This is a genomic window from Kitasatospora sp. NPDC059088 (genome assembly GCF_042738155.1).
In the GTDB taxonomy this organism is placed as follows: domain Bacteria; phylum Actinomycetota; class Actinomycetes; order Streptomycetales; family Streptomycetaceae; genus Kitasatospora.
Genome location: NZ_JBHYGR010000012.1, coordinates 47,864 through 66,197 on the forward strand (window position 1 = coordinate 47,864; position 18,334 = coordinate 66,197).

The following is an 18,334-nucleotide window of genomic DNA, read 5'->3' on the forward strand; positions in this document are numbered from 1 at the left end:
GCACGAGTTCCTCCCCTTCTCTTCTCCGAGGAGCATGTTGAGCGAGCATTCTGAGAGCTACCACGTCACCGGGAATCCAATGCTCGACGCCGACGGCGTCACCATCTGGCAGCGGTACGGCGGACGGGCCCCGGAGGGGTACTTCTACGACGGGTGGTACAAGTTCGAGCCCGGTCACCCCCGCTACGACGAGCTTCTTCCGCAGGCGCGGCAGAATCCGCGGGACGTCGATGAGGGTGAGAGCAAGGCCCCGATTCACCCCGAGACCATGGCCATCCTGGACGAGATGCAGCGAAAGACGCGGGAGCGCAACGCGGGGCAGTAGCGGCGACGGCGGCGTACTGTCCGGAGACGGCAGGGGGAAAGGCGACAGGAGGTGTCGGGTTTCGCCGCGAGAGTGGGGGGACCGGTCGGCGCGGTGACGGCGTCGGCCGGGGCCACGTACCACGGACAAGGGATCCCATGCTCGAGACGCCCGACGACCTCGCCCGCCTCCAGGCCCTCCTGGACGCCTCGCTCGCCCGCTCCACCGCCCATCTGCGCTCGATCATCAGCAGCGAGCGCACCCTCACCGCCGTCCAGTTGACCCGGGTGCTCACCGGGATGTGCACGCTCGCGCTGTCCACCGTCACCGCCAAGGGCGAGCCGCGGATCAGCGGGGTGGACGGTCACTTCCTGTACGGCAGGTGGTACTTCGGCACCGCGCGCACCGCCGCCAAGGCCCGTCACCTGGCGGCCCGGCCCGCCGTCAGCGCGGCCCATCTGCGGGGGGAGGACCTGGGCGTGTTCACCCACGGCACCGTGGAGACCCTCAACCCCCGGGATGGCGAGCCGGCCGCCGACTGGCCCGAACTCCTGGCCTACTTCCAGGACTTCTACGGCCGTGACGTCTTCGACTGGGAGCACGACGTCGTCTACTACCGGCTGCGTCCGCACTGGATGGCCGCCTTCGCCTCCGATCCGGCCGAGCTCCTCGCGACGGTGGAGCGGGCCGAGCGGGCCGAGCGGGCCTGACCATGACCGTGCCCGGCGCCGGCCCGTACGTCGGGATGCGTCGGGTGCGGCGCGGGCGGTGACAATGGGGTGGCGGACAGCAGGGGCGGACGGACGAGGAGGGCCGGGGTGCGGGCGAGCCGGGCGATCGCGCTGCTGCTGCTCCTGCAGCACCGGCGCAGCATGACCGCCGCCGACCTCGCGGCCGAGCTGGAGGTCTCCGAACGCACCGTGCAGCGCGACGTCGCCGCCCTGGCCGAGGCCGGGGTGCCGGTGTACGCCGAGCGGGGGCGGGGCGGCGGCTACCGGCTGGTCGACGGCTACCGCACCCGCCTGACCGGTCTGGAGCGAACCGAAGCCGCCGTCCTGCACCTGGCCGGCCTGCCCGGCCCGCTGCGCGACATGGGCCTGGCCGGGCAGGCCCTGGCGGCCCGGCTCAAGGTCGCCGCCGCCCTGGGCGACGCCCCCGCGGCCGCCGCCCAGCGCTTCCACCTGGACGCCCCGGCCTGGTTCCGCGAGGCCGGGACACCGCCGCTGCTGGCCGAGGTCTCCCGCGCGGTCTGGGAGGACCGGGTGCTGCACGCCCGCTACGCCGCGCGCGGCGGCACCCGGCAGCGGCGGCTGGAACCGTACGGCCTGGTCCTCAAGGCCGGGCAGTGGTACGTCGCGGCCCGCAGCCCCTCGGGGCGCATCGGCTCCTACCGGGTCGACCGCTTCGAAACCGCCGAGGCAGGCGAGGAACGCTTCGACCGCGACCCGGACTTCGACCTCGCCGCCTACTGGGACGAGGCCGCCCGCGCGTTCACCCGGACCATGCTGCGCGAACGGGCGCTGGTGCGGCTCAGCCCGTGGGCCGTGGCCAACCTGGCCGCCCTGCTGGAGGCCACCGCCGCCGCCGACGCCCTCGCCACCGCCGGCCCGCCGGACGCCGAGGGCTGGGTCACCGTGACCCTGCCGGTGGAGGACCAGGAGATCGGCTACCTCGAACTCCTGCGCCTGGGCCCGGAGGTTGAGGCCCTCGGCCCTCCCGAACTGCGCGCCCGCCTGGCCGAGGCCACCCGCCGCGCGGCCGCCCGCTACACCTGAGCCGGGGCGGGCCCGGTCAGGTGCTGCTGTCCGGTCGTGGCGTCCGTCCTTCCTGGTCGAGGCGCGTGAGTGCGCCGCGCGCGAACTGCTCGTACCTGGTCTGGTGCCAGGGTGCGTCGGTGGGGATGTGTGCGGCGGCGTCGACCGCTTCGTGGAGGAGTGCGCGTCGTGCGTGGGGCTGGTCGGCCAGGCGGGGGTGGTCGCTGAGGCCGAGCAGGACTCTGGTGAGGTGGTAGGCGTGGGCGCGGGGGTTGACGGCGAAGAGGGTGCGGTGGACCCACAGGCCTTCCTCGCCGTCGAGGGCCCAGTGGTCGCGGATCAGCAGCCGGATCCGGGCCCGCAGTACCAGGTCCGGGTGCGGTACCGGGTTCGGGCGCGGTGTCGGGTTCTCGTCGGCGCCGTTCATCGGGCGCCTGCCTGCCCGAGCCGGCGCTCGAACTCCTGGAGCTGCGGCACGGTGTGCTCCCACATGCGGCGCTGGTGGGCGGGGGCGTCGGCGGGGATGTGCGCGCTCGCGGCGTGGGCTTCCTCCAGCAGCGCCTCCCGGGCGCCGGGCCGGGCTGCCGCGCGAGGGCTGGTCTCGGCGAGCGTGCGCAGGACGTAGGCGAGCTTGTAGGCGTACACGTGGGGGTTGACGGCGAACAGGGGCCGGTAGACCCGCAGGCCCTCCTCGCCCTCCAGGATCCGCTCGTTGTGGCTCAGCAGGGTGATCCGGGCTTTCAGGACCAGGTCCGCGTGGACGTTCATGTGGCGTGTCCCCCTTCGTCGTTGCTCTCGTTCGCACCCCGTTCCTCTCGGGCCGCCGCGGCCGTGTCCGGCCGTGTCCGGGCACGGCGGCGTGCGCGCCGGCCGCCCGGGAGAGTGCGGGCGGCGGCGCGAAGGCCGTCGGGGGAGTGGGGTGTTGCACGAGTGTGCGGGGTGCGCGGGGGCGGCGGCAAGGCACAAGAAGGGTGTGCTGAGTCCTACCGATCCCTGGCCTGAGCTGGCAGGATTGGGGTCGGCACCCTCCCGGGGCCGGGCCCGGAAAACCTGTTGCGCCCCCAGGAGCGCATGCGGCACGCTGATCGCGGAACACACCGACGCAGCGCAGGGAAAGGGGAACGGGCCATGGCCAGCAGTGGCGCTCGATATCGCCCCCGCCCGCGCGCGTTCGGCTATCGCCCGGCGCGCTGAGCGTCCCCTCCCCACGGGCGTTCCCTTCTTACGAGCGTCCCCCGCTGCCCGCGCCCTCCTGGCGTTGCGGGCCGGGCGCGGACGTGACCCCGGGCGAGCTGGGCACTGGAGAGCCCAAGGGCCTGTAAAGCCCCCGCTTCGGCTGTGGCGGTTCGAATCCGCCCTCGCCCACCCCATTCCCGCGCACCATCCCCGAATCCCGAGGTGGCCCAGTGGGTCGATGCCTGATTGGCCCTGTGTGGCCGGTCAATTCGGTACTACGGTAGGCAGCATGACAACCGGAACCGCCGCGACCGACCAGCCCGTATCCCTCACCCTTGCCGAGGCGCCGCTGCGTCAGGCCCGCAACTCGGCCGCCTTCTGGGCCGCGACGGGCGACTCCCGCGGCCACGAGGTGATCCGGCGCCGCGGCTTCCTCGCCGTCGACGGCGACGAGCGCGCCGGCCTGCGGATCCTCGTTCAGGAGAACGACCTCGACCAGGGCGAACTGGCCGAGCTGGCCGAACTGGTGCGCAGGGCCCCCGGACCGGTCAACGCCGAGGACCCGTTCAGCGCCACCGACCTGAGCCATCTGGGCCTGCGCAACTGGCAGATGCCCGTCATGCTGCGCCTGCCCGCCGCTGCCCCTGCCGCTGCGGGCGGATCGGGGCTGGACGTGGTGCGGGTGAGCGGTGGCGAGGACCTCCGGGCGGCCGAGCGGGTCGTGATCGAGGGTTTCGAGCTGGCCGCCTTCGAGCCCTACCGCCCCGGTGAGCTGTTCCCGGCGGCGCTGATCGGCCGGCCGGGCGTGGACGTCTTCCTCGCCTCGCACCAGGGGGTCGCCGCGGGCGCCTGCGTCAGGGTCGTGGACGAGGGCCTCGCCAGCCACTACTGGGTCGGCACCGCGCCCGCCTTCCGCTCGCGCGGTGTGGGCCGGGCCGTCATGACCGCCTCGCTCGCCGACCTCGCCCAGGTGCCGGCCACCCTCACCGCCTCCAAGCTGGGCCGCCCGCTGTACGAGTCGCTGGGCTACACCGTCGCCGCGCCCTCGACCTGGTGGGCCTCCCGCTGAACCGCGGTGCTCCGGTGGTCCAGTGTCCCGGTGTCCCGGTGCCCCGGTTCTTCGCCCCGCCGCCCCGCCGCCCCGCCGGTCGGCCCGCGCCGCTAGCCTGACGGCATGTTCGTACTGGAGCTGACGTACACCACCGCCGAGCTGGAGCGGATCGACGAGGCCCTGCCCGCGCACGTGGCGTGGCTGAACGGCCACTACGCGGCCGGCACCTTCCTGGCCTCGGGCCGCAAGGTGCCGCGCGACGGCGGGGTGATCCTCGCGGTGGGCGAGGACCGGGCCGCGATCGAGGCGCTGGTGGCCACCGACCCGTTCGTCCGGCTGGGCCTGACCGAGTACCGGGTGACGGAGTTCCTGGCCACCGTCACCGCCCCGGCGCTGGAGGCGTACCGCCAGCAACTGCCCGCCTCCTGAACCCCTCCCGAACCCTTCTGAACCGCTTCCGGACTCCCTCCGCGTTCCTCCGGACTCCTTCGCGCTCCTCCGTAGCCCACCCGCGCCCTGCGCGGAATCCCGCTCCCGTGCCCCGGACCCGCCCGTACGGTTCGGGGCACGGTCGTCTTGTGGCTACGATCGGTGAGCGCGGGGCGAGGACGTAACGCGAGTGTTCGTGGAATCGGCGGGAGTGGACGGATGGGACACGCACGGGCCGGGCAGCCGGCGCAGCCCGGGGACCTGGTGGATGTGGCGCGGTTGGTGACGGCGTACTACGCGCTGCGCCCCGATCCGCAGGAGGTGGCGCAGCGGGTCGCGTTCGGGACGTCGGGGCACCGCGGCTCCTCGTTGGACGTGGCGTTCAACGAGGACCACATCGCCGCGACCACGCAGGCGATCTGCGAGTACCGGGCCGAACAGGGCGTCGCGGGCCCGCTGTTCCTCGGCGCGGACACCCACGCGCTGTCCGAGCCGGCCAAGGCGACGGCGTTGGAGGTGTTGGCGGCCAACGGTGTGCGGGTGCTCATCGACGACGCCGACGGGTACACGCCCACGCCGGCGGTCTCGCACGCGATCCTGGCGCACAACCGGCGCAGTCCGCGGGCGTTGGCGGACGGTATCGTGGTGACGCCGTCGCACAATCCGCCGCGTGACGGCGGCTTCAAGTACAACCCGCCCAGTGGGGGGCCGGCGGGGTCGGAGGCCACCGGGTGGATCCAGGACCGCGCGAACGAGCTGATCCGCGAGGGTCTGCGGGGGGTGAAGAGGGTCCCGTACGCGCGGGCGCTGGCCGCGGCCACCACGGAGCGGTACGACTTCCTGGGCTCCTACGTGGAGGACCTGCCGTCGGTGCTGGACCTGGACGCGGTGCGGGCGTCGGGGCTGCGGATCGGCGCGGACCCGCTGGGCGGGGCGTCGGTGGCCTACTGGGGGCGCATCGCGGAGGTGCACCGTCTGGACCTGACCGTGGTCAACCCGGTGACGGATCCGACCTGGCGCTTCATGACGCTGGACTGGGACGGGAAGATCCGCATGGACTGCTCCTCGCCGGCGGCGATGGCGTCCCTGATCGGCCGCAAGGACGAGTACGCGATCGCCACCGGCAACGACGCCGACGCCGACCGGCACGGGATCGTCACGCCCGACGGGGGGCTGATGAACCCCAACCACTACCTGGCGGTGGCGGTCGACTACCTGTACCGCCACCGGGCCGACTGGCCCCGGGACGCGGCGGTCGGCAAGACCCTGGTGTCCTCCTCGATGCTGGACCGGGTCGCCGCCGATCTGGGACGTGCGCTGACGGAGGTCCCGGTCGGCTTCAAGTGGTTCGTCGACGGCCTGCTGGAGGGTTCGATCGCCTTCGGCGGCGAGGAGAGCGCGGGCGCCTCGTTCCTGCGCCGTGACGGCGGGGTGTGGACCACCGACAAGGACGGCATCCTGCTGGCCCTGCTCGCCGCCGAGATCACCGCGGTCACCGGCGCCACTCCCAGCGCGTACTACCGCGAACTGACGGAGCGGCACGGCGCTCCGGCCTACGCCCGTGTCGACGCCCCGGCGGATCGCGAGCAGAAGGCGCGTCTGGCGCGTCTGGCGCCGGAGCAGGTCACGGCGGGCGAGCTGGCGGGGGAGAAGATCACCGCGGTGCTCTCCCACGCGCCGGGCAACGGGGCGGCCATCGGCGGTCTCAAGGTGTGCACGGACAACGCCTGGTTCGCGGCCCGCCCGTCGGGCACAGAGGACGTGTACAAGATCTACGCCGAGTCGTTCCTGGGCACCGAGCACCTGGGCCGGGTGCAGGAGGAGGCCCGCGCCCTGGTCGGCGAGGTCCTCGGCGGCTGAGCCGCCCGGCTTCGGGCGTCGGCCCCGGCGGCGGCCGCCCGTCCGATCTGTGGAATGCTCCCGCACATGACGACGAAGAAGATCGAACTGCATGTGCACCTGGAGGGGTCGATCCAGCCGCGGACGCTGCTGGAGATCGCCCGGCGCAACCACGAGCCACTTCCCGTCGACACGGTCGAAGGCCTGGCCGAGCTCTACCGGTTCACCGATTTCCGTCACTTCATCGAGGTGTGGGTGATGACGACCAACTGCCTGCGCACCGCCGACGACTTCCGCCAGGTGGTCGTCGACTACGCACGGCAGGCGGCCGGCCAGGGCGCGGTCTACCTGGAGGGCATCTTCTCCCCCGCGGAGCGCGTGGAGGCGGACGGGATCGGCTGGGACGAGATCTTCGCGGGCTACTGCGAAGGCGCCGTCGAGGCCGAGGAGCGCTTCGGCGTGACCGTGCGGCTGACCCCGGACCTCTACCGCGGGTGCCCCGTGGACCTGGCCGAGGAGTGCGCACGGGTCGCGGTCCGCTACCGGGACCGCGGCGTGGTCGGCCTGGGCATCGGCGGCGACGAGCGGCGCGGTCCGCTCGCGCCCTACGGCAAGGCCGTACGGATCGCCCAGGACGGCGGACTCGCGTTCGTGCCGCACGCGGGGGAGACCGCCGGCCCGGAGTCGATCCGGGAGGCCCTCGACCTCGGCGCGGTCAGACTGCGCCACGGCATCCGGGCTGTGGAGGACCCGCAGCTGCTGGCCGAGATCGTCGACCGGAGCGTGGTGCTCGACGTGTGCCCGACCTCCAACGTACGGACCGGTGTCGTCCGCGACCTCTCCGAGCACCCGCTGCCGCGGCTGCGCGAAGCCGGCGCGCTGTGCTCGATCAACACCGACGACCCGGCCATGTTCGGCACCGACCTCAACCGTGAGCACGACGTGGCGGCCGGCCTCGGGCTCGACGCCTCCGCCGCCTACGCCGCCGGTCTGGCCGGCGCGCTCTGCGACGACGCCGTCCGCGCCCGCCTGCTTCCCTGACGGCGCGCCCGGCCGTCCGCCCGTCCGGGCCCGCGAGTGGTTCGGGGGCCGGTGCGGACGTTCAGGTGCGGGCGGGGGTGGGCGGCGTGGCGGTGGCCTCGGCGGAGGTGCGCTGGTCGCGGGTGGTGGCCGCGGCGGTGGCACAGGCCACGAGGGCGAGTACGGCCGCGGCCAGCGGGAACCAGCGGGTGCCCAGGACCGTGATGGCGGCTGATCCGGCGAGGCCTCCGGCGGCCGTGCCGAGGTAGAGGGCGCTGCTGTTGAGGGAGATCAGCAGGGGTGCGTTCGCGGGGTCGATCGAGGCCAGCCGGTGGGGCAGGGCGACGGAGACGGCCCATCCGGCCAGGGGGACGACGGCCGCGTACGCCAGCGCTCCGGGCATGCTGCGCCCCAGCCAGGGCAGGGCGGTGAAGGCGCAGGCGGCGACGGCGGAGCCGGTCAGCAGGACGGCCCGCACCCCGGCGCGGTCGACCAGGCGTCCGCCCAACCAGCTGCCGGCGACCGAGAGCACGCCCGCGGTGAGCAGGATGAGGCTCAGCTTGTCGGCGTCGCCACCGGTGGCGCCGTGCACGGCGGTGGCGAGGTAGATGTAGACGCTCTGGAAGGCGAGGAAGAAGGTGAGGGTGGTGGCGGCGGCGCCGAGGACGCGGCGTGAGGCGAGCGGGGCCAGCCGGGCGGCGAGGGTGGGGGCGGCGGTGGGAGCGGGCAGGTCGCGCAGCAGGAGCGCGAGTCCGGCGAGTGCGGCCAGGCCGAGGACGGTGACCAGCCACATGGTCAGGCGCCAGTCGGTGCGTCCCACCCAGGTGCCCAGCGGCACGCCCAGCGCGGTGGCCACCGTCATGCCGCCCAGCACGGTGGCCAGGGCCCGGCCGCGCCGCTCGGGGGCGACCAGGGTGGTGGCCACGGCGTTGGCGGTAGGGGTGTAGAGGGCGGCGCCGGCGGCGGCGAGCACCCGGGTGGCCAGCAGCAGGGGGTAGGTGGGGGCGAGGGCGCTGAGGGCGTTGGCGGCGCTGAACAGGGCGAGCGCGGTCAGCAGCAGGCGCCGGCGCGGCCAGCGGGCGGTGGCGGCGGCCAGTGGCGGGGCCAGCACGGCGTAGCCGAGTGCGAAGACGGTGACGAGCTGGCCGGCGGCGCCCACCGACACGTGCAGGTCGGCGGCGATGGGTCCGAGGATGCCGGCGACCACCATCGAGTCGGTGCCCATGGCGAAGGTGCCGAGGGCGAGCAGGAGCAGGCGTACGGGCACGGAGAGCCCCCCGGGTCAATTGTTGGACGAACATGCAACGGTTTGACGCTCGCCAAACAATCGGGGATTGGTGGATAATTGTCAAACCATTCCTGCTGTCGCCCGCGCCCGTGCGGGACCCCGAGGACCGGAGCCCCACCCATGACCGACGACGAGCGGCTGCCCCAGCCCCCCACCGCCGACATCGACCTCGTCACGGTCCTGCACGCCCTCGGCGACCCCGTGCGCATGCGCCTGCTGCTCAGCTACGCCGACGGCGCCGAACACTCCTGCGGCCCCCGCGACCTGGGCCTGGACCACCTCCACAAGTCGACCGTCTCCCACCACATGCGCGTCCTGCGCGAAGCCGGTGTCACCACCACCCGCGTCGCCGGCCGCAACCGCTTCGTCAGCCTTCGCCGCACCGACCTCGACGCCCGCTTCCCGGGGCTGCTCGACGCCCTCCTCGCCTCCGCCCCGCGGCCGACGGCGGTGGCGGCCGCCGACGCCTGAGGGCGCCCCGTCCCCGCGGTCGCCGGGCCACCCGGGAACAGACCGGTGCCGCCGTCGTGACAGCCTGGTCCGGTGGAGGACCTCATCGCTACCCAGACACCGCACCGCCGCCTGCTCGACCCTGACGAGGCGATCGCGGAACTCGAACGCGCCGTACCCGGCTTCGACGCACTGCGCCTCGCGGCGCCCGCGACCTTCGACTGGCCGGCCCTCGAGGCCGCGCTGGGCTCCCCGGTGCCCGCCGACTACCAGCGCCTCTGCGAGCTCTACCCCCCTTTCGTGCTCGGCGACTTCCTCTCCGTCCACCACCCGACGGCCGGCCGCGAGCGGGAGTGGCCGCAGTGGCTCCAGGACGATCTGGAGACCGTGGCGGAGTGGTGCGAGGACAGCGACCCCGTCATCCCGCTGCGCCCGTACCCGAGCCCGGGCGGCTTCCTCCCGTGGGGCGGTTCGAACCAGGGCGACGTGTTCCTGTGGAGCACCAGCCCGGCGGGCCCGCAGGAGTGGACGGTCACGGTCGCCTCGCGCAGCGGAGCCTGGTGGCACTACGGCGGCGGGCTGGTGCAGTTCCTGGCCGACCTGACCAGCGAAGCCGTCCAACCCTGGGGCCTGCCCAGGGTCCGGCCCCAGTCCCGTCCGTGGTGACGACGGCGATCGGACGATGCCCGTGTGTCGGTCCCTGCTGGAGAATCGTCAGTGGCAGGGACGGCGAAGGGAGAAGAACGTGACGGCTGTGTTGAGCGAGTGGGTGCGCGATGTCGTGGAGCAGAGGATGCGGGAGCACCTCGCCGATCCGGATCCGGACTGGATGTCGCCCGCACCGGGCCTGCGGCCGCCGGCAACGCCGGACCAGGTCGCGGAACTCGAACGCTGGATGGGCCAGCCGCTGGACCCGACCTATGCCGAATTCCTCCTGCAGGGCGACGGCATGGCCCACTTCGACAGATCCATGCCGGTGTTCGGCTGGAGCGACTGGGCCGGTGGAACGCCTCCGGAGGCAGGAGGCGCGTTCGTCGACCTTGTGCAGGGCGAGTTCTGCGTCGACTGCGGGCTCGCGCCGGACGTGCTCCTCGCGCCTGTCTCGGTGAACTCCGACGGATCCGCGGGAATCCTCATGATCCCGCCCGGGGCGGGACCGGGAAGGTTCATGTGGTTCGGCAACGGTGATCTGGCGTTCTTCCCGACGTTCCGCGAGATCTTCGAGTACGCCGTCGACCACGGACGGTGGAAGGACTATGCCGCGACGTAGCCGCCCCGCGGGAGTGGAGCCGACCACGCCCGCACCGCACCGGCCCGACAGCACCCTCGGCGCCTCAGCGCCCCCACCAGCCGCGTAAGGTGCAGGACGCACCGCGGACACACGGAAAAGGGGGACGGTCCATGCCGATCAGGGGCGTGCTCTTCGACGTCGACGACACCTTGTTCGACTACACCCACTCGGAAGAGGCGGGCATCCTCGCCCACCTGCGAGACGTCGGCCTGCTGGAACGGTTCCCCAGCCCCCGGGCCGCCCTGGACCTGTGGCGCGCCGTCATGGAGCACAGCTACGCCCGCTACCTCGCCAGGGAACTCACCCTGCGCGGCCAGCAGTGCGAACGCACCCGCCGCTTCCTCGCCCACCTCGGCCAGGACGGCGCCGAACACCTCACCGACGACCAGGCCGCCGCCTGGTTCGCCGGCTACGCCGCCCACCGCGACGCCGCCTGGCGCGCCTTCCCCGACGCCGAACCCGCCCTGCGCCGCCTCGCCCCCCACTACCGCCTGGGCATCGTCTCCAACTCCGACACCGACCACCAGCGCCGCAAACTGCGCGCCATCGGCCTGCTGGGGCACGTCGGCGACGTCATCGTCTGCTCCGACCAGCACGGCGAGGCCAAACCCGCCCCCAGCATCTTCCACGCCGCCTGCACCGCCCTGGGCCTGCCCCCGCACGAAGTCGCCTACGTCGGCGACAACTACACCGTCGACGCCCAAGGCGCCCACGCGGCCGGCCTCCACGCCTTCTGGCTCGACCGCGCCGCCACCACCACCCCGGTCGCCGAAGGCATCCACGTGCTCCACACCCTCCACCCCCTCGCCCCCGCCCTCGCCGCCCTCCCCACCCCCTGACCTCCGGCACCCCGCGGCCCGCACGGGCCCCGGGGGTTCAGGATGCCGCGTCGGACCGGTGCGTGCGCCAGAGCGACCTGAGGGCTTCGAGCTCGGCGCGGGGGAAGTGTTCGCCCCACTTGCCGCGATATCCGCTCTCGCCGTACCTCGTGGCGACTTCGTCGAAGCAACGGATCACTGCTCGCGCCACGGCGTCGACGAACTGGGCACGTGTCTCGGCTGGCAGCCTTGCCGACACAGCCAGGGCGCTCGCTGACAATCCACACCGGGGATCAAGTTCAGAGAGCGTTGACAAGGGCCGCGCCCCATCGCGTTGTGGGGCTTCTCGGCGGTGGCCCCTGCACGAAAGGTCGGTGGCGTCGACTTCCTGTGCGGGGGAGTGCCGTTGACCTCGGCTGGCTTGGCGGCGGGTGTTCCCCCGTGGGGCCGGAGCGCGGGGGAAGTCGGCCGGGCCGACTTCTGGTGCGCGGGGTTTGCCGGCCCCGGGGGACGGCGGGCAGGGGGTCAGGAGGGTGGGGTGTCGGCGCCGAAGAGGGTGCGGCAGGTGGGGGTGAGGCCGGTGACGGTGACGGGGGCGGGCGGGCCCTGCCAGTGGTCGCGGGACAGGCGCAGGCGCTGGGACTCCACCACCCGGCCGTCGAGGATGTCGAGGGTGATGCCGTCGTCGCGGTAGCCGAGTTTGCGGGAGACCGCGAGGGAGGAGTGGTTGTCGGTGAAGGACACCGACGTCGCCGCGCGGGCGCCCAGCTCGGCGAACGCCAGGTGGAGCATCGCCGCGCGCATCTCGGTGCCCAGCCCACGGCCCTGGTGCTCCAGGCCCACCCATGAACCGGAGGCGATCTCGCGCCGCACCGCGAACTCCTGGGCCCGCATGTCCTGCACGCCCACCGGCCGCCCCTCGTGGAAGGCCACCAGGTCCAGCGCCCAGTGCTGCGCCGTCCAGCGCCCCATCCGCCGCCAGTGCATCTGTAGGACGTGCCGGGCTCGTTCGGCGGGCGCCAGCTCGCCCCACGGGGTGAGGAAGGGGCGCTGGCCGGGCGCGTGGACCCCGCGCGCGGCGAGGTCGGCGACCTCGGACAGCTCGTCCTCGCGGGGAAGGCGCAGCTCCAGGCGCGGCGTGGTGACGCGCAGGCCCTTCAACGGCCAGTGGTCGGTGATCATCGGCCCAGTGTGCCGGGAGCCGGCACCGCCCGCACCCCGGTTTTCGCGCCCGCGCCGGAGCGCGGCAGTGCCGGGGCTAGGGTGGGGGCCATGGTTGCCCCTTCCGCAGCACAAGCGGCCGACAGCGCCCGGGAGTTCGTCAGCGCCCCCGCCCTGATCCTGCGCTCCCTCGCCTCGCACCCCGAACGGCTCGCCATCACCTCCGCCGACGGCGACGGGATCACCGCCGGCGACTTCGCCGCCACCGCCTACCGCCTCGCCCACGAGCTCCTGGCCCGCGGTGCCGGTCGCGGCAGTACCGTCACCCTGCTCACCGGCAACACCCCCGAGGCCCTCGCGGCCCGCTACGCGGCCGGTCTGGCCGGGGCCCGGGTGGTCAACCTGTACGACGGGATGAGCGCCCCCGTGCTGGCCGAGATCGTGGCCAGCGTGGACACCACCGTGCTCCTCGTCGACGCCGAACGGTACGCGGGCGCCGCCGAGTTGCTGCCGCTGATCGACGTTCCGACGGTCCTCACCCTCGGCCCCGGCCCCGACACCACCGGGGGCACCGGGGGCATCGGGAGCATCGGGGAGGACGCCATCGCCGCCAGCGCCGTCCACCCCGCCACCGACCCGGCCGTGGCCCTCGGCCCCGGCGACGACCTCGGCATCCGCCACACCGGCGGCACCACCGGCATCCCCAAGGGCATCCTCAGCCTCCACGGCCCCTACCGCAGCGCCTTCGACTTCCCCGCCTTCTCCGACGCCCGCCCCACCGACGAGAAGCCCCGGCTGCTCGCCGCCACCCCCCTCGCCCATCTCGCCGGCGTCCTCGCCGACCTGACCCTGCACCACGGCGGCTCCGTCGTCCTCCAGCGCGGCTTCGAGCCCGGCGAGGTCCTCGCCGCGATCGAGCGCGAACGCATCACCGACCTGTTCGTCCTGCCCCCGCTGCTGTACCGGCTGCTCGACCACCCGGCCCTGGTCCGCACCGACCTGTCCGGCCTGCGCCGCCTCTCCTACGGCGGCTGCGCGGCCTCCCCGGCCCGCGTCCGCGAGGCCCTCAAGGCGTTCGGGCCCGTCCTGGTCAGCGGCTACGGCATGTCCGAGGCGCAGAACATCGCCGTCCTGGGCCCGCACGAGCACGACCGTACCGGCCTCGGCGGCCAGCTGTCGGTGGGCCGCCCCCTGCCGGGTGTCCAGGTGCAGATCCGGGCCGCCGACGGCACCGTGCTGCCCGCCGGCGAGCAGGGCGAGATCCACGTCCGCTCCGCCACCCTGATGGCCGGCTACTGGAAGCAGCCCGAACTCACCGCCGAGGTGCTGCGCGACGGCTGGCTGGACACCGGCGACATCGGCTACCTCGATGCCGACGGCTACCTCTACCTCGCCGACCGCCTCAAGGACCTGATCATCGTCGTCGGCGGCCACGTCTACCCCACCGAGGTCGAGGAACTCCTCCTCACCCACCCGGCCATCGCCCAGTGCGCCGTCTACGGCGTCCGCGACGACCAGCAGGCCGAACACGTCCACGCCGTCGTCGTCCCCGCCCCCGGCCAGCGGCCCGACCTGGACGACGTCCGCGCCTTCGTCACCGCCAACAAGGGCCGCCTCTACGCCCCCGAAGCCCTCCACCTGGTCGACGCCATCCCGCTCACCTCCGTCGGCAAGCCCGACAAGAAGCGCCTGCGCCAGGACGCCGCATCCCGCTGACGCCCGCCCGGCTCGCCCGGCTGTCGGACGGTTCGCCTACAGTACGAGCCGTCCGGGCAGGCCGGGCAGGCCGGGCAGTTGGGCAGTCGGGGCAGCGGATGCGGGAAGACGAGGCGGGACACATGGCAGGAGCGGCGTTCGAGCGGCTGCGGGCGATCATGGGCGAGCCCGCCTACACCCCCGCACAGGTCCCCTGGGAACTCGCCCCCGCCGAACTCGGGGTCCAACTGCCCTCCGACTACCGGGCGTTCATCGATCTCTACGGGGCGGTGAACCTCAACGGCGAGTGGGGCCTCACCGCCCCGGTCCGCACCCGCCCCGACGGCACACCCGACGGCTTCGCCGACTGGCGCACCCGGAGCGACGGGGAGCTGCGCGAACTCGTCCACGGCGAGGACGAGTTCTGGGACCAGGACCACACCCCGGTCTTCCCCGACCCCGGCGGCCTGCTCTCCTGGGCCGTCAACAGCAACCACGCCCACTGCTGCTGGCTGACCACCGGCCCCGACCCGGACCGGTGGCCGGTGGCGGTCTTCGACTGCGGCGGCCTCAACGGCGCACTGGACGTCCACGAAGGCGGCTTCGCCCAGTTCGTCACCACCGTCCTCACCGGTGGCTACGCCCACCAGGACGAACTGCTGGTCACCCCCACCCCCGGAGGATGGCAGCCGCCACGCCCGCCGTGGACGCCCGGGCACGACTGGGACGGCACGAACTGGGGCGCGCGCTACGGCGTCGAGGGCTGGACGGCCGAACGGTGGAGCGACCGTACCGCCGCGCTCACCATGCCCTGGCGCCGGAACTGACCCATCGTCAGAACGGTTTGCCCGTAGCAGGATCGCCCGCCATACGCGACCACCCACCGGGCCGGCGCCACCGTCGTGGCCGCCTGCTTGCGCAGTGCCACCACCCTGGCCCGACGGCACGCTGCGTCCGGCACTGGGGGAGCTGTTGGGTGCGGGCGTGGTGACAGCGGCGCTGCGGGAGCCGGGGCGAGGCAGTCCCCTTCCCATCGGCGGCCCGTCGTTCAGCTCGAACGAATGCCCTAGTCTCGGCGGATGACGCTCTACTTCGACCCGGTGGCTGTCCTCGGCAACGACCGCGATGCCTTTCGGGGCCGTTGGGAAGACCGACTGTGGCTCAACGTCCCCGGGCCCTTCTACGGCGGGGAGACTGACACCTGCTGGACGGGACGGCTCTCGGCGCCCGCCCACGTCCTCTACGGAGGCGAGTACCTCAGCGAGTACGTCTATCGCCAGCCCCGAACGCCTGCGGACACCGCGCTGCTGGTCGAGGCGGCAGGCAGCGACCCGTTCCTCGGGTACGGCTGTGACGGCGACTCCCGATGGACACCGGAAACGGTCCGGGAGTGGTGGCGTAACCGCGGCCAGGTCGTGCAATACCTGTCCGATCAGCGGAGCAAGTGGGATGAGAGCGATGCCCGGGCAGACCAGGGCATAGCCGCTGCCGTTCGCGACTTCGAGCGCTACATCGCCGGTGATCTGGCAACTGACCTGCGGATCTACCTCTACTGGCTGGAAGTGCGGCAGTCCCCCACCCCCGTTGACCGGTTGCCCGAGCTGTAGCGTCACGCGGCGAGTGCGTGGGCCCGCTGGGACCAAGCTGGATCCCGGTGGCGGTCGTCGGACGCCTCCAAGGCGGCGGGGAAGTAGTCGAGCAGGGCGTGCCGCAGCCGCTGCGTGATGCGGGTGCGTTCCCAGATCAGGGTCTTGTGCGCGCGTCACGACCTTGACTCCCTGGGCGTCGGCGCTGTCGCCGGAGATGAGGCCCACCTGCCGGCGGCTACCAGGCACCGATCCTGTCGGATGGAGCCTCGGTAGGTCATGTCGGGGAAGGTGGTACGGGTGCGTGTCGAGGCGGAAGTTGACGCACAGTGGTCTCGCGGAGGATGTGGAGGTCGCGGTCGAGCTGGACGCCACTGCCGTGGTGCCGGTGTTGGTCGAGGGGGGTGTTCACCGCGCTCTCGTGAGCACGGCCGGTCCGGCCACCGGTTGCTCGGCGGCGCCTGCGCGGGAAGTCGGCGGGGCCGACTTCCGGTGCGCGGGCTGCCTGGGTTGGGGCTCCAGCGCCCGGCGCTCATGGGCGGGCAAAGGCGGTGATGTCTGGGAGTGGTGGGTGGTAGCCGTGGGTGGTGTCCACGTGCAGGTGGGGTACGGGCAGGGACAGTGGGGTGAAGTCGTCGATCAGGTTGCCCGGGCCGGTCGGGGCGGCGAGCAGGGCGTGATCGGCGTGGGCGGCGCGGTGGGCGCCGGTGGCCAGGCGTTCGGCGATGCGGCGCCGGGCCAGGGCGGGGGCCACCCGGCAGTGCACGATGCGCAGGTCGGTGCGGGTGGCGAGCGGGGCCAGGCCGGTGCGCCAGAGGCGGTCCTGGTAGGCGGCCTCGGCGACCACGCTGATCCCGGCGTCCACCAGTACGCCCAGGACGTCGAAGAACGCGTCGCGCACCGCCAGGTCGGGTTCGGGCGTACGGGTGCCCGCGTGCAGCAGGCCCTCCTTGAGCTCGTCGCGGACGACCGCCGGGCAGCCGACGGCCCGGGCCAGGGCGTGCGCCAGCGTCGTCTTGCCGCTGCCCGGCCCGCCGCTCACCACGATCAGCAACGCCTGCCTCCCGTCCAACCCGCTCGCCGGTCCAGCCCGTTGGGACTTCGTACCCGAAACCTCCGGCGCCCGGCGATCGTTGGGACCGGTGGACGGACCGACGGACCGACGGACCGGCCCGACCCGCCCGGGCGGCGTCTCGACGGCGCGCGGGCCCGTACGAAACGGAGGGGACCATCATGACCCAGCCAGGGGACGCGGTGCGCGGCGGCAGCCCGGACTCGGCGGTCGACCGGGTGGCCGACTTCTACGGCGCCTACATCGACGCCGTCTCCGACGGCACCGACGACCTGTCGGACGGCCTGCGCGCCCACTACCTCACCGAGGACTTCCGTCAGCGCCTGGCGGCGTGGGAGGAGGCCAACCACGCCGACGGCGTGCTGCGCGCCCAGGACGTGCCCACGGCCTGGGAGGTGCGCTACCACGACTCGGGCGCCGGGCACCTGTTCACCACGGTCACGCTCACCTGGGGCACCGGCCCCGACGCCGGGCACACCCGGCTGGCGGTGCAGAGCGACCTGAGCACCAAGCTGATCTCGGACATCGAGGACGCCCCCGCCGGAGGCCAGTAGGGGGAGGCTGCCGCGGGTTCAGGCCAGGGCGGCGGTCAGGCGCGCGGGCAGGGTGTCGTAGGGGCGGCACTCGACCACCGGCAGGCCGGTGGCGCGGGCCCCGTCGGCGAGCCAGTGGGAGTAGCGGGCGCTGACGTCGGCGCGGGCGTCCTGGGGTCCGGCGTCGGGTTCGCGGTGGGCGTAGTTGGCGCCGATGCGCCGCGGGTCGCCCTCGTGGAGGAAGACGGCGCGCAGGCGCCGGCCGAGGGCGGCGGCCTCGGCGGCGGCCCGTACGGCGGCCGCGGGGGTGAGGTAGTCGCCCTCGACGACGGCCGGCACGTCCACGCTCAGGCGGTTGCGCACGACGCCGAGCAGTGCTTCGTCCAGGGCGTGGGCGGTGGCGATCTGCAGTTCCAGGACGCGGTCGGCGCCCAGTTCCCGCTCGGGGTCGCGGTAGGGGGCGAAGTGGTGCAGCGCGGGGTGGGTGGCGGGGGTGGTGGCGGCCTGCAGGGCGGCGACGACGTCGTCGAACTCGACCGTGAACGCGCCGTGCTCGGCGGCCAGGCGCTCGGCGGCGCGGCTATTGCCGAGGCCGGAGGCGCCGCCGATCAGCAGGACGTCCCAGGGACGGTGGTCGGTGTGCATACCGTCACATTAGAGGAGGGCGGTAATCGTTTTCGGGTTCCGGTGGACTCTAGGGGAGTGGGGAAGGCGGGACGCCCGGTGAGCGGCGCCCCGCGGCCAGGCCCCCGGCGCCCGGAAGCCGGCCCACGGTCTGGTCCCGCTGCCGCCGCCCCCCGGGCCCCCCCGGGCTGGGGACGCCGGCCCCCCCCCACGCGGTCCGGCGCCCCGGGGGGGGCGCCCGGG

21 protein-coding genes and 1 tRNA gene are annotated in these 18,334 nt (G+C 73.6%); 16 read left to right on the forward strand and 6 right to left on the reverse strand.

The window, feature by feature from the left end; all coding sequences use genetic code 11:
* The first annotated feature begins 34 nt into the window (after positions 1-34).
* The 3 genes from ACFWXO_RS08230 (at position 35) to ACFWXO_RS08240 (ending at position 2,079) form a co-directional block, all read left to right on the forward strand.
* A complete protein-coding gene (locus tag ACFWXO_RS08230) occupies positions 35-325 on the forward strand; it encodes a hypothetical protein (RefSeq protein WP_380522817.1) in 291 nt (96 codons plus the stop codon).
* Between the two features lie 137 nt (positions 326-462).
* Complete coding sequence (locus tag ACFWXO_RS08235) at positions 463-1,014, forward strand: pyridoxamine 5'-phosphate oxidase family protein (protein ID WP_380522818.1); 552 nt, start codon at positions 463-465, stop codon at positions 1,012-1,014.
* Positions 1,015-1,122: 108 nt separating this feature from the next.
* On the forward strand, positions 1,123-2,079 hold the full coding sequence (locus ACFWXO_RS08240) for a helix-turn-helix transcriptional regulator (protein WP_380522819.1): 957 nt from the start codon (positions 1,123-1,125) through the stop codon (positions 2,077-2,079).
* Positions 2,080-2,095: 16 nt separating this feature from the next.
* Here the strand turns inward: ACFWXO_RS08240 and ACFWXO_RS08245 are convergent, their stop codons facing one another.
* Positions 2,096-2,485: a hypothetical protein gene (locus tag ACFWXO_RS08245; protein ID WP_380522820.1), complete on the reverse strand. Its 390-nt coding sequence runs from the start codon at positions 2,483-2,485 to the stop codon at positions 2,096-2,098.
* Positions 2,482-2,826 (reverse strand): hypothetical protein, encoded by a 345-nt coding sequence (locus ACFWXO_RS08250; RefSeq protein ID WP_380522822.1) that lies wholly within the window; start codon positions 2,824-2,826, stop codon positions 2,482-2,484. The genes ACFWXO_RS08245 and ACFWXO_RS08250 overlap by 4 nt, the downstream gene beginning before the upstream one ends.
* Before the next feature lie 517 nt (positions 2,827-3,343).
* On the opposite strand from ACFWXO_RS08250, the gene ACFWXO_RS08255 reads away from it, so the two are divergent.
* The 5 genes from ACFWXO_RS08255 (at position 3,344) to add (ending at position 7,594) form a co-directional block, all read left to right on the forward strand.
* Positions 3,344-3,423: transfer RNA gene (locus ACFWXO_RS08255), tRNA-Tyr, on the forward strand.
* 100 nt (positions 3,424-3,523) lie between these two features.
* The gene (locus ACFWXO_RS08260; RefSeq protein WP_380522823.1) at positions 3,524-4,303 is read left to right on the forward strand and encodes a GNAT family N-acetyltransferase; all 780 of its coding nucleotides are present in this window, start codon (positions 3,524-3,526) and stop codon (positions 4,301-4,303) included.
* Between the two features lie 105 nt (positions 4,304-4,408).
* Positions 4,409-4,714 (forward strand): YciI family protein, encoded by a 306-nt coding sequence (locus ACFWXO_RS08265; RefSeq protein ID WP_380404508.1) that lies wholly within the window; start codon positions 4,409-4,411, stop codon positions 4,712-4,714.
* Positions 4,715-4,933: 219 nt separating this feature from the next.
* Positions 4,934-6,574: a phosphoglucomutase (alpha-D-glucose-1,6-bisphosphate-dependent) gene (pgm, locus tag ACFWXO_RS08270; protein WP_380522824.1), complete on the forward strand. Its 1,641-nt coding sequence runs from the start codon at positions 4,934-4,936 to the stop codon at positions 6,572-6,574.
* Positions 6,575-6,640: 66 nt separating this feature from the next.
* A complete protein-coding gene (gene add / locus ACFWXO_RS08275) occupies positions 6,641-7,594 on the forward strand; it encodes an adenosine deaminase (protein WP_380522825.1) in 954 nt (317 codons plus the stop codon).
* 61 nt (positions 7,595-7,655) lie between these two features.
* Here add and ACFWXO_RS08280 read toward each other — a convergent pair whose 3' ends face one another.
* On the reverse strand, positions 7,656-8,840 hold the full coding sequence (locus ACFWXO_RS08280; protein ID WP_380522826.1) for an MFS transporter: 1,185 nt from the start codon (positions 8,838-8,840) through the stop codon (positions 7,656-7,658).
* 141 nt (positions 8,841-8,981) lie between these two features.
* Between ACFWXO_RS08280 and ACFWXO_RS08285 the strand changes: the two genes are divergently transcribed.
* From ACFWXO_RS08285 to ACFWXO_RS08300, 4 genes are all read left to right on the forward strand, one after another.
* Entirely contained in the window at positions 8,982-9,332 is a 351-nt protein-coding gene (locus ACFWXO_RS08285) for an ArsR/SmtB family transcription factor (RefSeq protein ID WP_380522827.1), read from the forward strand.
* A gap of 72 nt (positions 9,333-9,404) precedes the next feature.
* The gene (locus ACFWXO_RS08290; RefSeq protein ID WP_380522828.1) at positions 9,405-9,977 is read left to right on the forward strand and encodes an SMI1/KNR4 family protein; all 573 of its coding nucleotides are present in this window, start codon (positions 9,405-9,407) and stop codon (positions 9,975-9,977) included.
* Between the two features lie 79 nt (positions 9,978-10,056).
* On the forward strand, positions 10,057-10,581 hold the full coding sequence (locus ACFWXO_RS08295) for a hypothetical protein (protein ID WP_380522829.1): 525 nt from the start codon (positions 10,057-10,059) through the stop codon (positions 10,579-10,581).
* 131 nt (positions 10,582-10,712) lie between these two features.
* Complete coding sequence (locus tag ACFWXO_RS08300) at positions 10,713-11,441, forward strand: HAD family hydrolase (protein WP_380522830.1); 729 nt, start codon at positions 10,713-10,715, stop codon at positions 11,439-11,441.
* A gap of 504 nt (positions 11,442-11,945) precedes the next feature.
* Here the strand turns inward: ACFWXO_RS08300 and ACFWXO_RS08305 are convergent.
* Complete coding sequence (locus tag ACFWXO_RS08305) at positions 11,946-12,602, reverse strand: GNAT family N-acetyltransferase (protein ID WP_380522831.1); 657 nt, start codon at positions 12,600-12,602, stop codon at positions 11,946-11,948.
* A gap of 90 nt (positions 12,603-12,692) precedes the next feature.
* Between ACFWXO_RS08305 and ACFWXO_RS08310 the strand changes: the two genes are divergently transcribed.
* The 3 genes from ACFWXO_RS08310 to ACFWXO_RS08320 all read left to right on the forward strand — a co-directional run bounded on the left by ACFWXO_RS08310 (position 12,693) and on the right by ACFWXO_RS08320 (position 15,883).
* Entirely contained in the window at positions 12,693-14,297 is a 1,605-nt protein-coding gene (locus ACFWXO_RS08310) for an AMP-binding protein (protein WP_380522832.1), read from the forward strand.
* Between the two features lie 122 nt (positions 14,298-14,419).
* Positions 14,420-15,103, forward strand: a complete 684-nt coding sequence (locus ACFWXO_RS08315) for a hypothetical protein (protein WP_380522833.1) — start codon at positions 14,420-14,422, stop codon at positions 15,101-15,103.
* Positions 15,104-15,355: 252 nt separating this feature from the next.
* Positions 15,356-15,883, forward strand: coding sequence for a ferredoxin (locus ACFWXO_RS08320; protein ID WP_380522834.1), 528 nt, complete (start codon positions 15,356-15,358; stop codon positions 15,881-15,883).
* A 511-nt stretch (positions 15,884-16,394) separates the two neighbouring features.
* Here the strand turns inward: ACFWXO_RS08320 and ACFWXO_RS08325 are convergent.
* Positions 16,395-16,907: an AAA family ATPase gene (locus ACFWXO_RS08325; protein WP_380522863.1), complete on the reverse strand. Its 513-nt coding sequence runs from the start codon at positions 16,905-16,907 to the stop codon at positions 16,395-16,397.
* Positions 16,908-17,095: 188 nt separating this feature from the next.
* On the opposite strand from ACFWXO_RS08325, the gene ACFWXO_RS08330 reads away from it, so the two are divergent.
* Positions 17,096-17,488, forward strand: a complete 393-nt coding sequence (locus ACFWXO_RS08330; RefSeq protein ID WP_375897391.1) for a hypothetical protein — start codon at positions 17,096-17,098, stop codon at positions 17,486-17,488.
* Positions 17,489-17,506: 18 nt separating this feature from the next.
* Here the strand turns inward: ACFWXO_RS08330 and ACFWXO_RS08335 are convergent, their stop codons facing one another.
* Positions 17,507-18,112 (reverse strand): AAA family ATPase, encoded by a 606-nt coding sequence (locus ACFWXO_RS08335; protein ID WP_380522835.1) that lies wholly within the window; start codon positions 18,110-18,112, stop codon positions 17,507-17,509.
* Positions 18,113-18,334: the final 222 nt, after the last annotated feature.

Coding starts and splice junctions, on each gene's coding strand:
- ACFWXO_RS08335 (WP_380522835.1), bottom strand. CDS start 18,112: ATGCACACCGACCACCGTCCCTGGGACGTCCTGCTGATCGGCGGCGCC.
- ACFWXO_RS08250 (WP_380522822.1), bottom strand. CDS start 2,826: ATGAACGTCCACGCGGACCTGGTCCTGAAAGCCCGGATCACCCTGCTG.
- ACFWXO_RS08260 (WP_380522823.1), top strand. CDS start 3,524: ATGACAACCGGAACCGCCGCGACCGACCAGCCCGTATCCCTCACCCTT.
- add (WP_380522825.1), top strand. CDS start 6,641: ATGACGACGAAGAAGATCGAACTGCATGTGCACCTGGAGGGGTCGATC.
- ACFWXO_RS08330 (WP_375897391.1), top strand. CDS start 17,096: ATGACCCAGCCAGGGGACGCGGTGCGCGGCGGCAGCCCGGACTCGGCG.
- ACFWXO_RS08305 (WP_380522831.1), bottom strand. CDS start 12,602: ATGATCACCGACCACTGGCCGTTGAAGGGCCTGCGCGTCACCACGCCG.
- ACFWXO_RS08265 (WP_380404508.1), top strand. CDS start 4,409: ATGTTCGTACTGGAGCTGACGTACACCACCGCCGAGCTGGAGCGGATC.
- ACFWXO_RS08315 (WP_380522833.1), top strand. CDS start 14,420: ATGGCAGGAGCGGCGTTCGAGCGGCTGCGGGCGATCATGGGCGAGCCC.
- ACFWXO_RS08310 (WP_380522832.1), top strand. CDS start 12,693: ATGGTTGCCCCTTCCGCAGCACAAGCGGCCGACAGCGCCCGGGAGTTC.
- ACFWXO_RS08245 (WP_380522820.1), bottom strand. CDS start 2,485: ATGAACGGCGCCGACGAGAACCCGACACCGCGCCCGAACCCGGTACCG.
- ACFWXO_RS08285 (WP_380522827.1), top strand. CDS start 8,982: ATGACCGACGACGAGCGGCTGCCCCAGCCCCCCACCGCCGACATCGAC.
- ACFWXO_RS08230 (WP_380522817.1), top strand. CDS start 35: ATGTTGAGCGAGCATTCTGAGAGCTACCACGTCACCGGGAATCCAATG.
- ACFWXO_RS08235 (WP_380522818.1), top strand. CDS start 463: ATGCTCGAGACGCCCGACGACCTCGCCCGCCTCCAGGCCCTCCTGGAC.
- pgm (WP_380522824.1), top strand. CDS start 4,934: ATGGGACACGCACGGGCCGGGCAGCCGGCGCAGCCCGGGGACCTGGTG.
- ACFWXO_RS08320 (WP_380522834.1), top strand. CDS start 15,356: ATGACGCTCTACTTCGACCCGGTGGCTGTCCTCGGCAACGACCGCGAT.
- ACFWXO_RS08300 (WP_380522830.1), top strand. CDS start 10,713: ATGCCGATCAGGGGCGTGCTCTTCGACGTCGACGACACCTTGTTCGAC.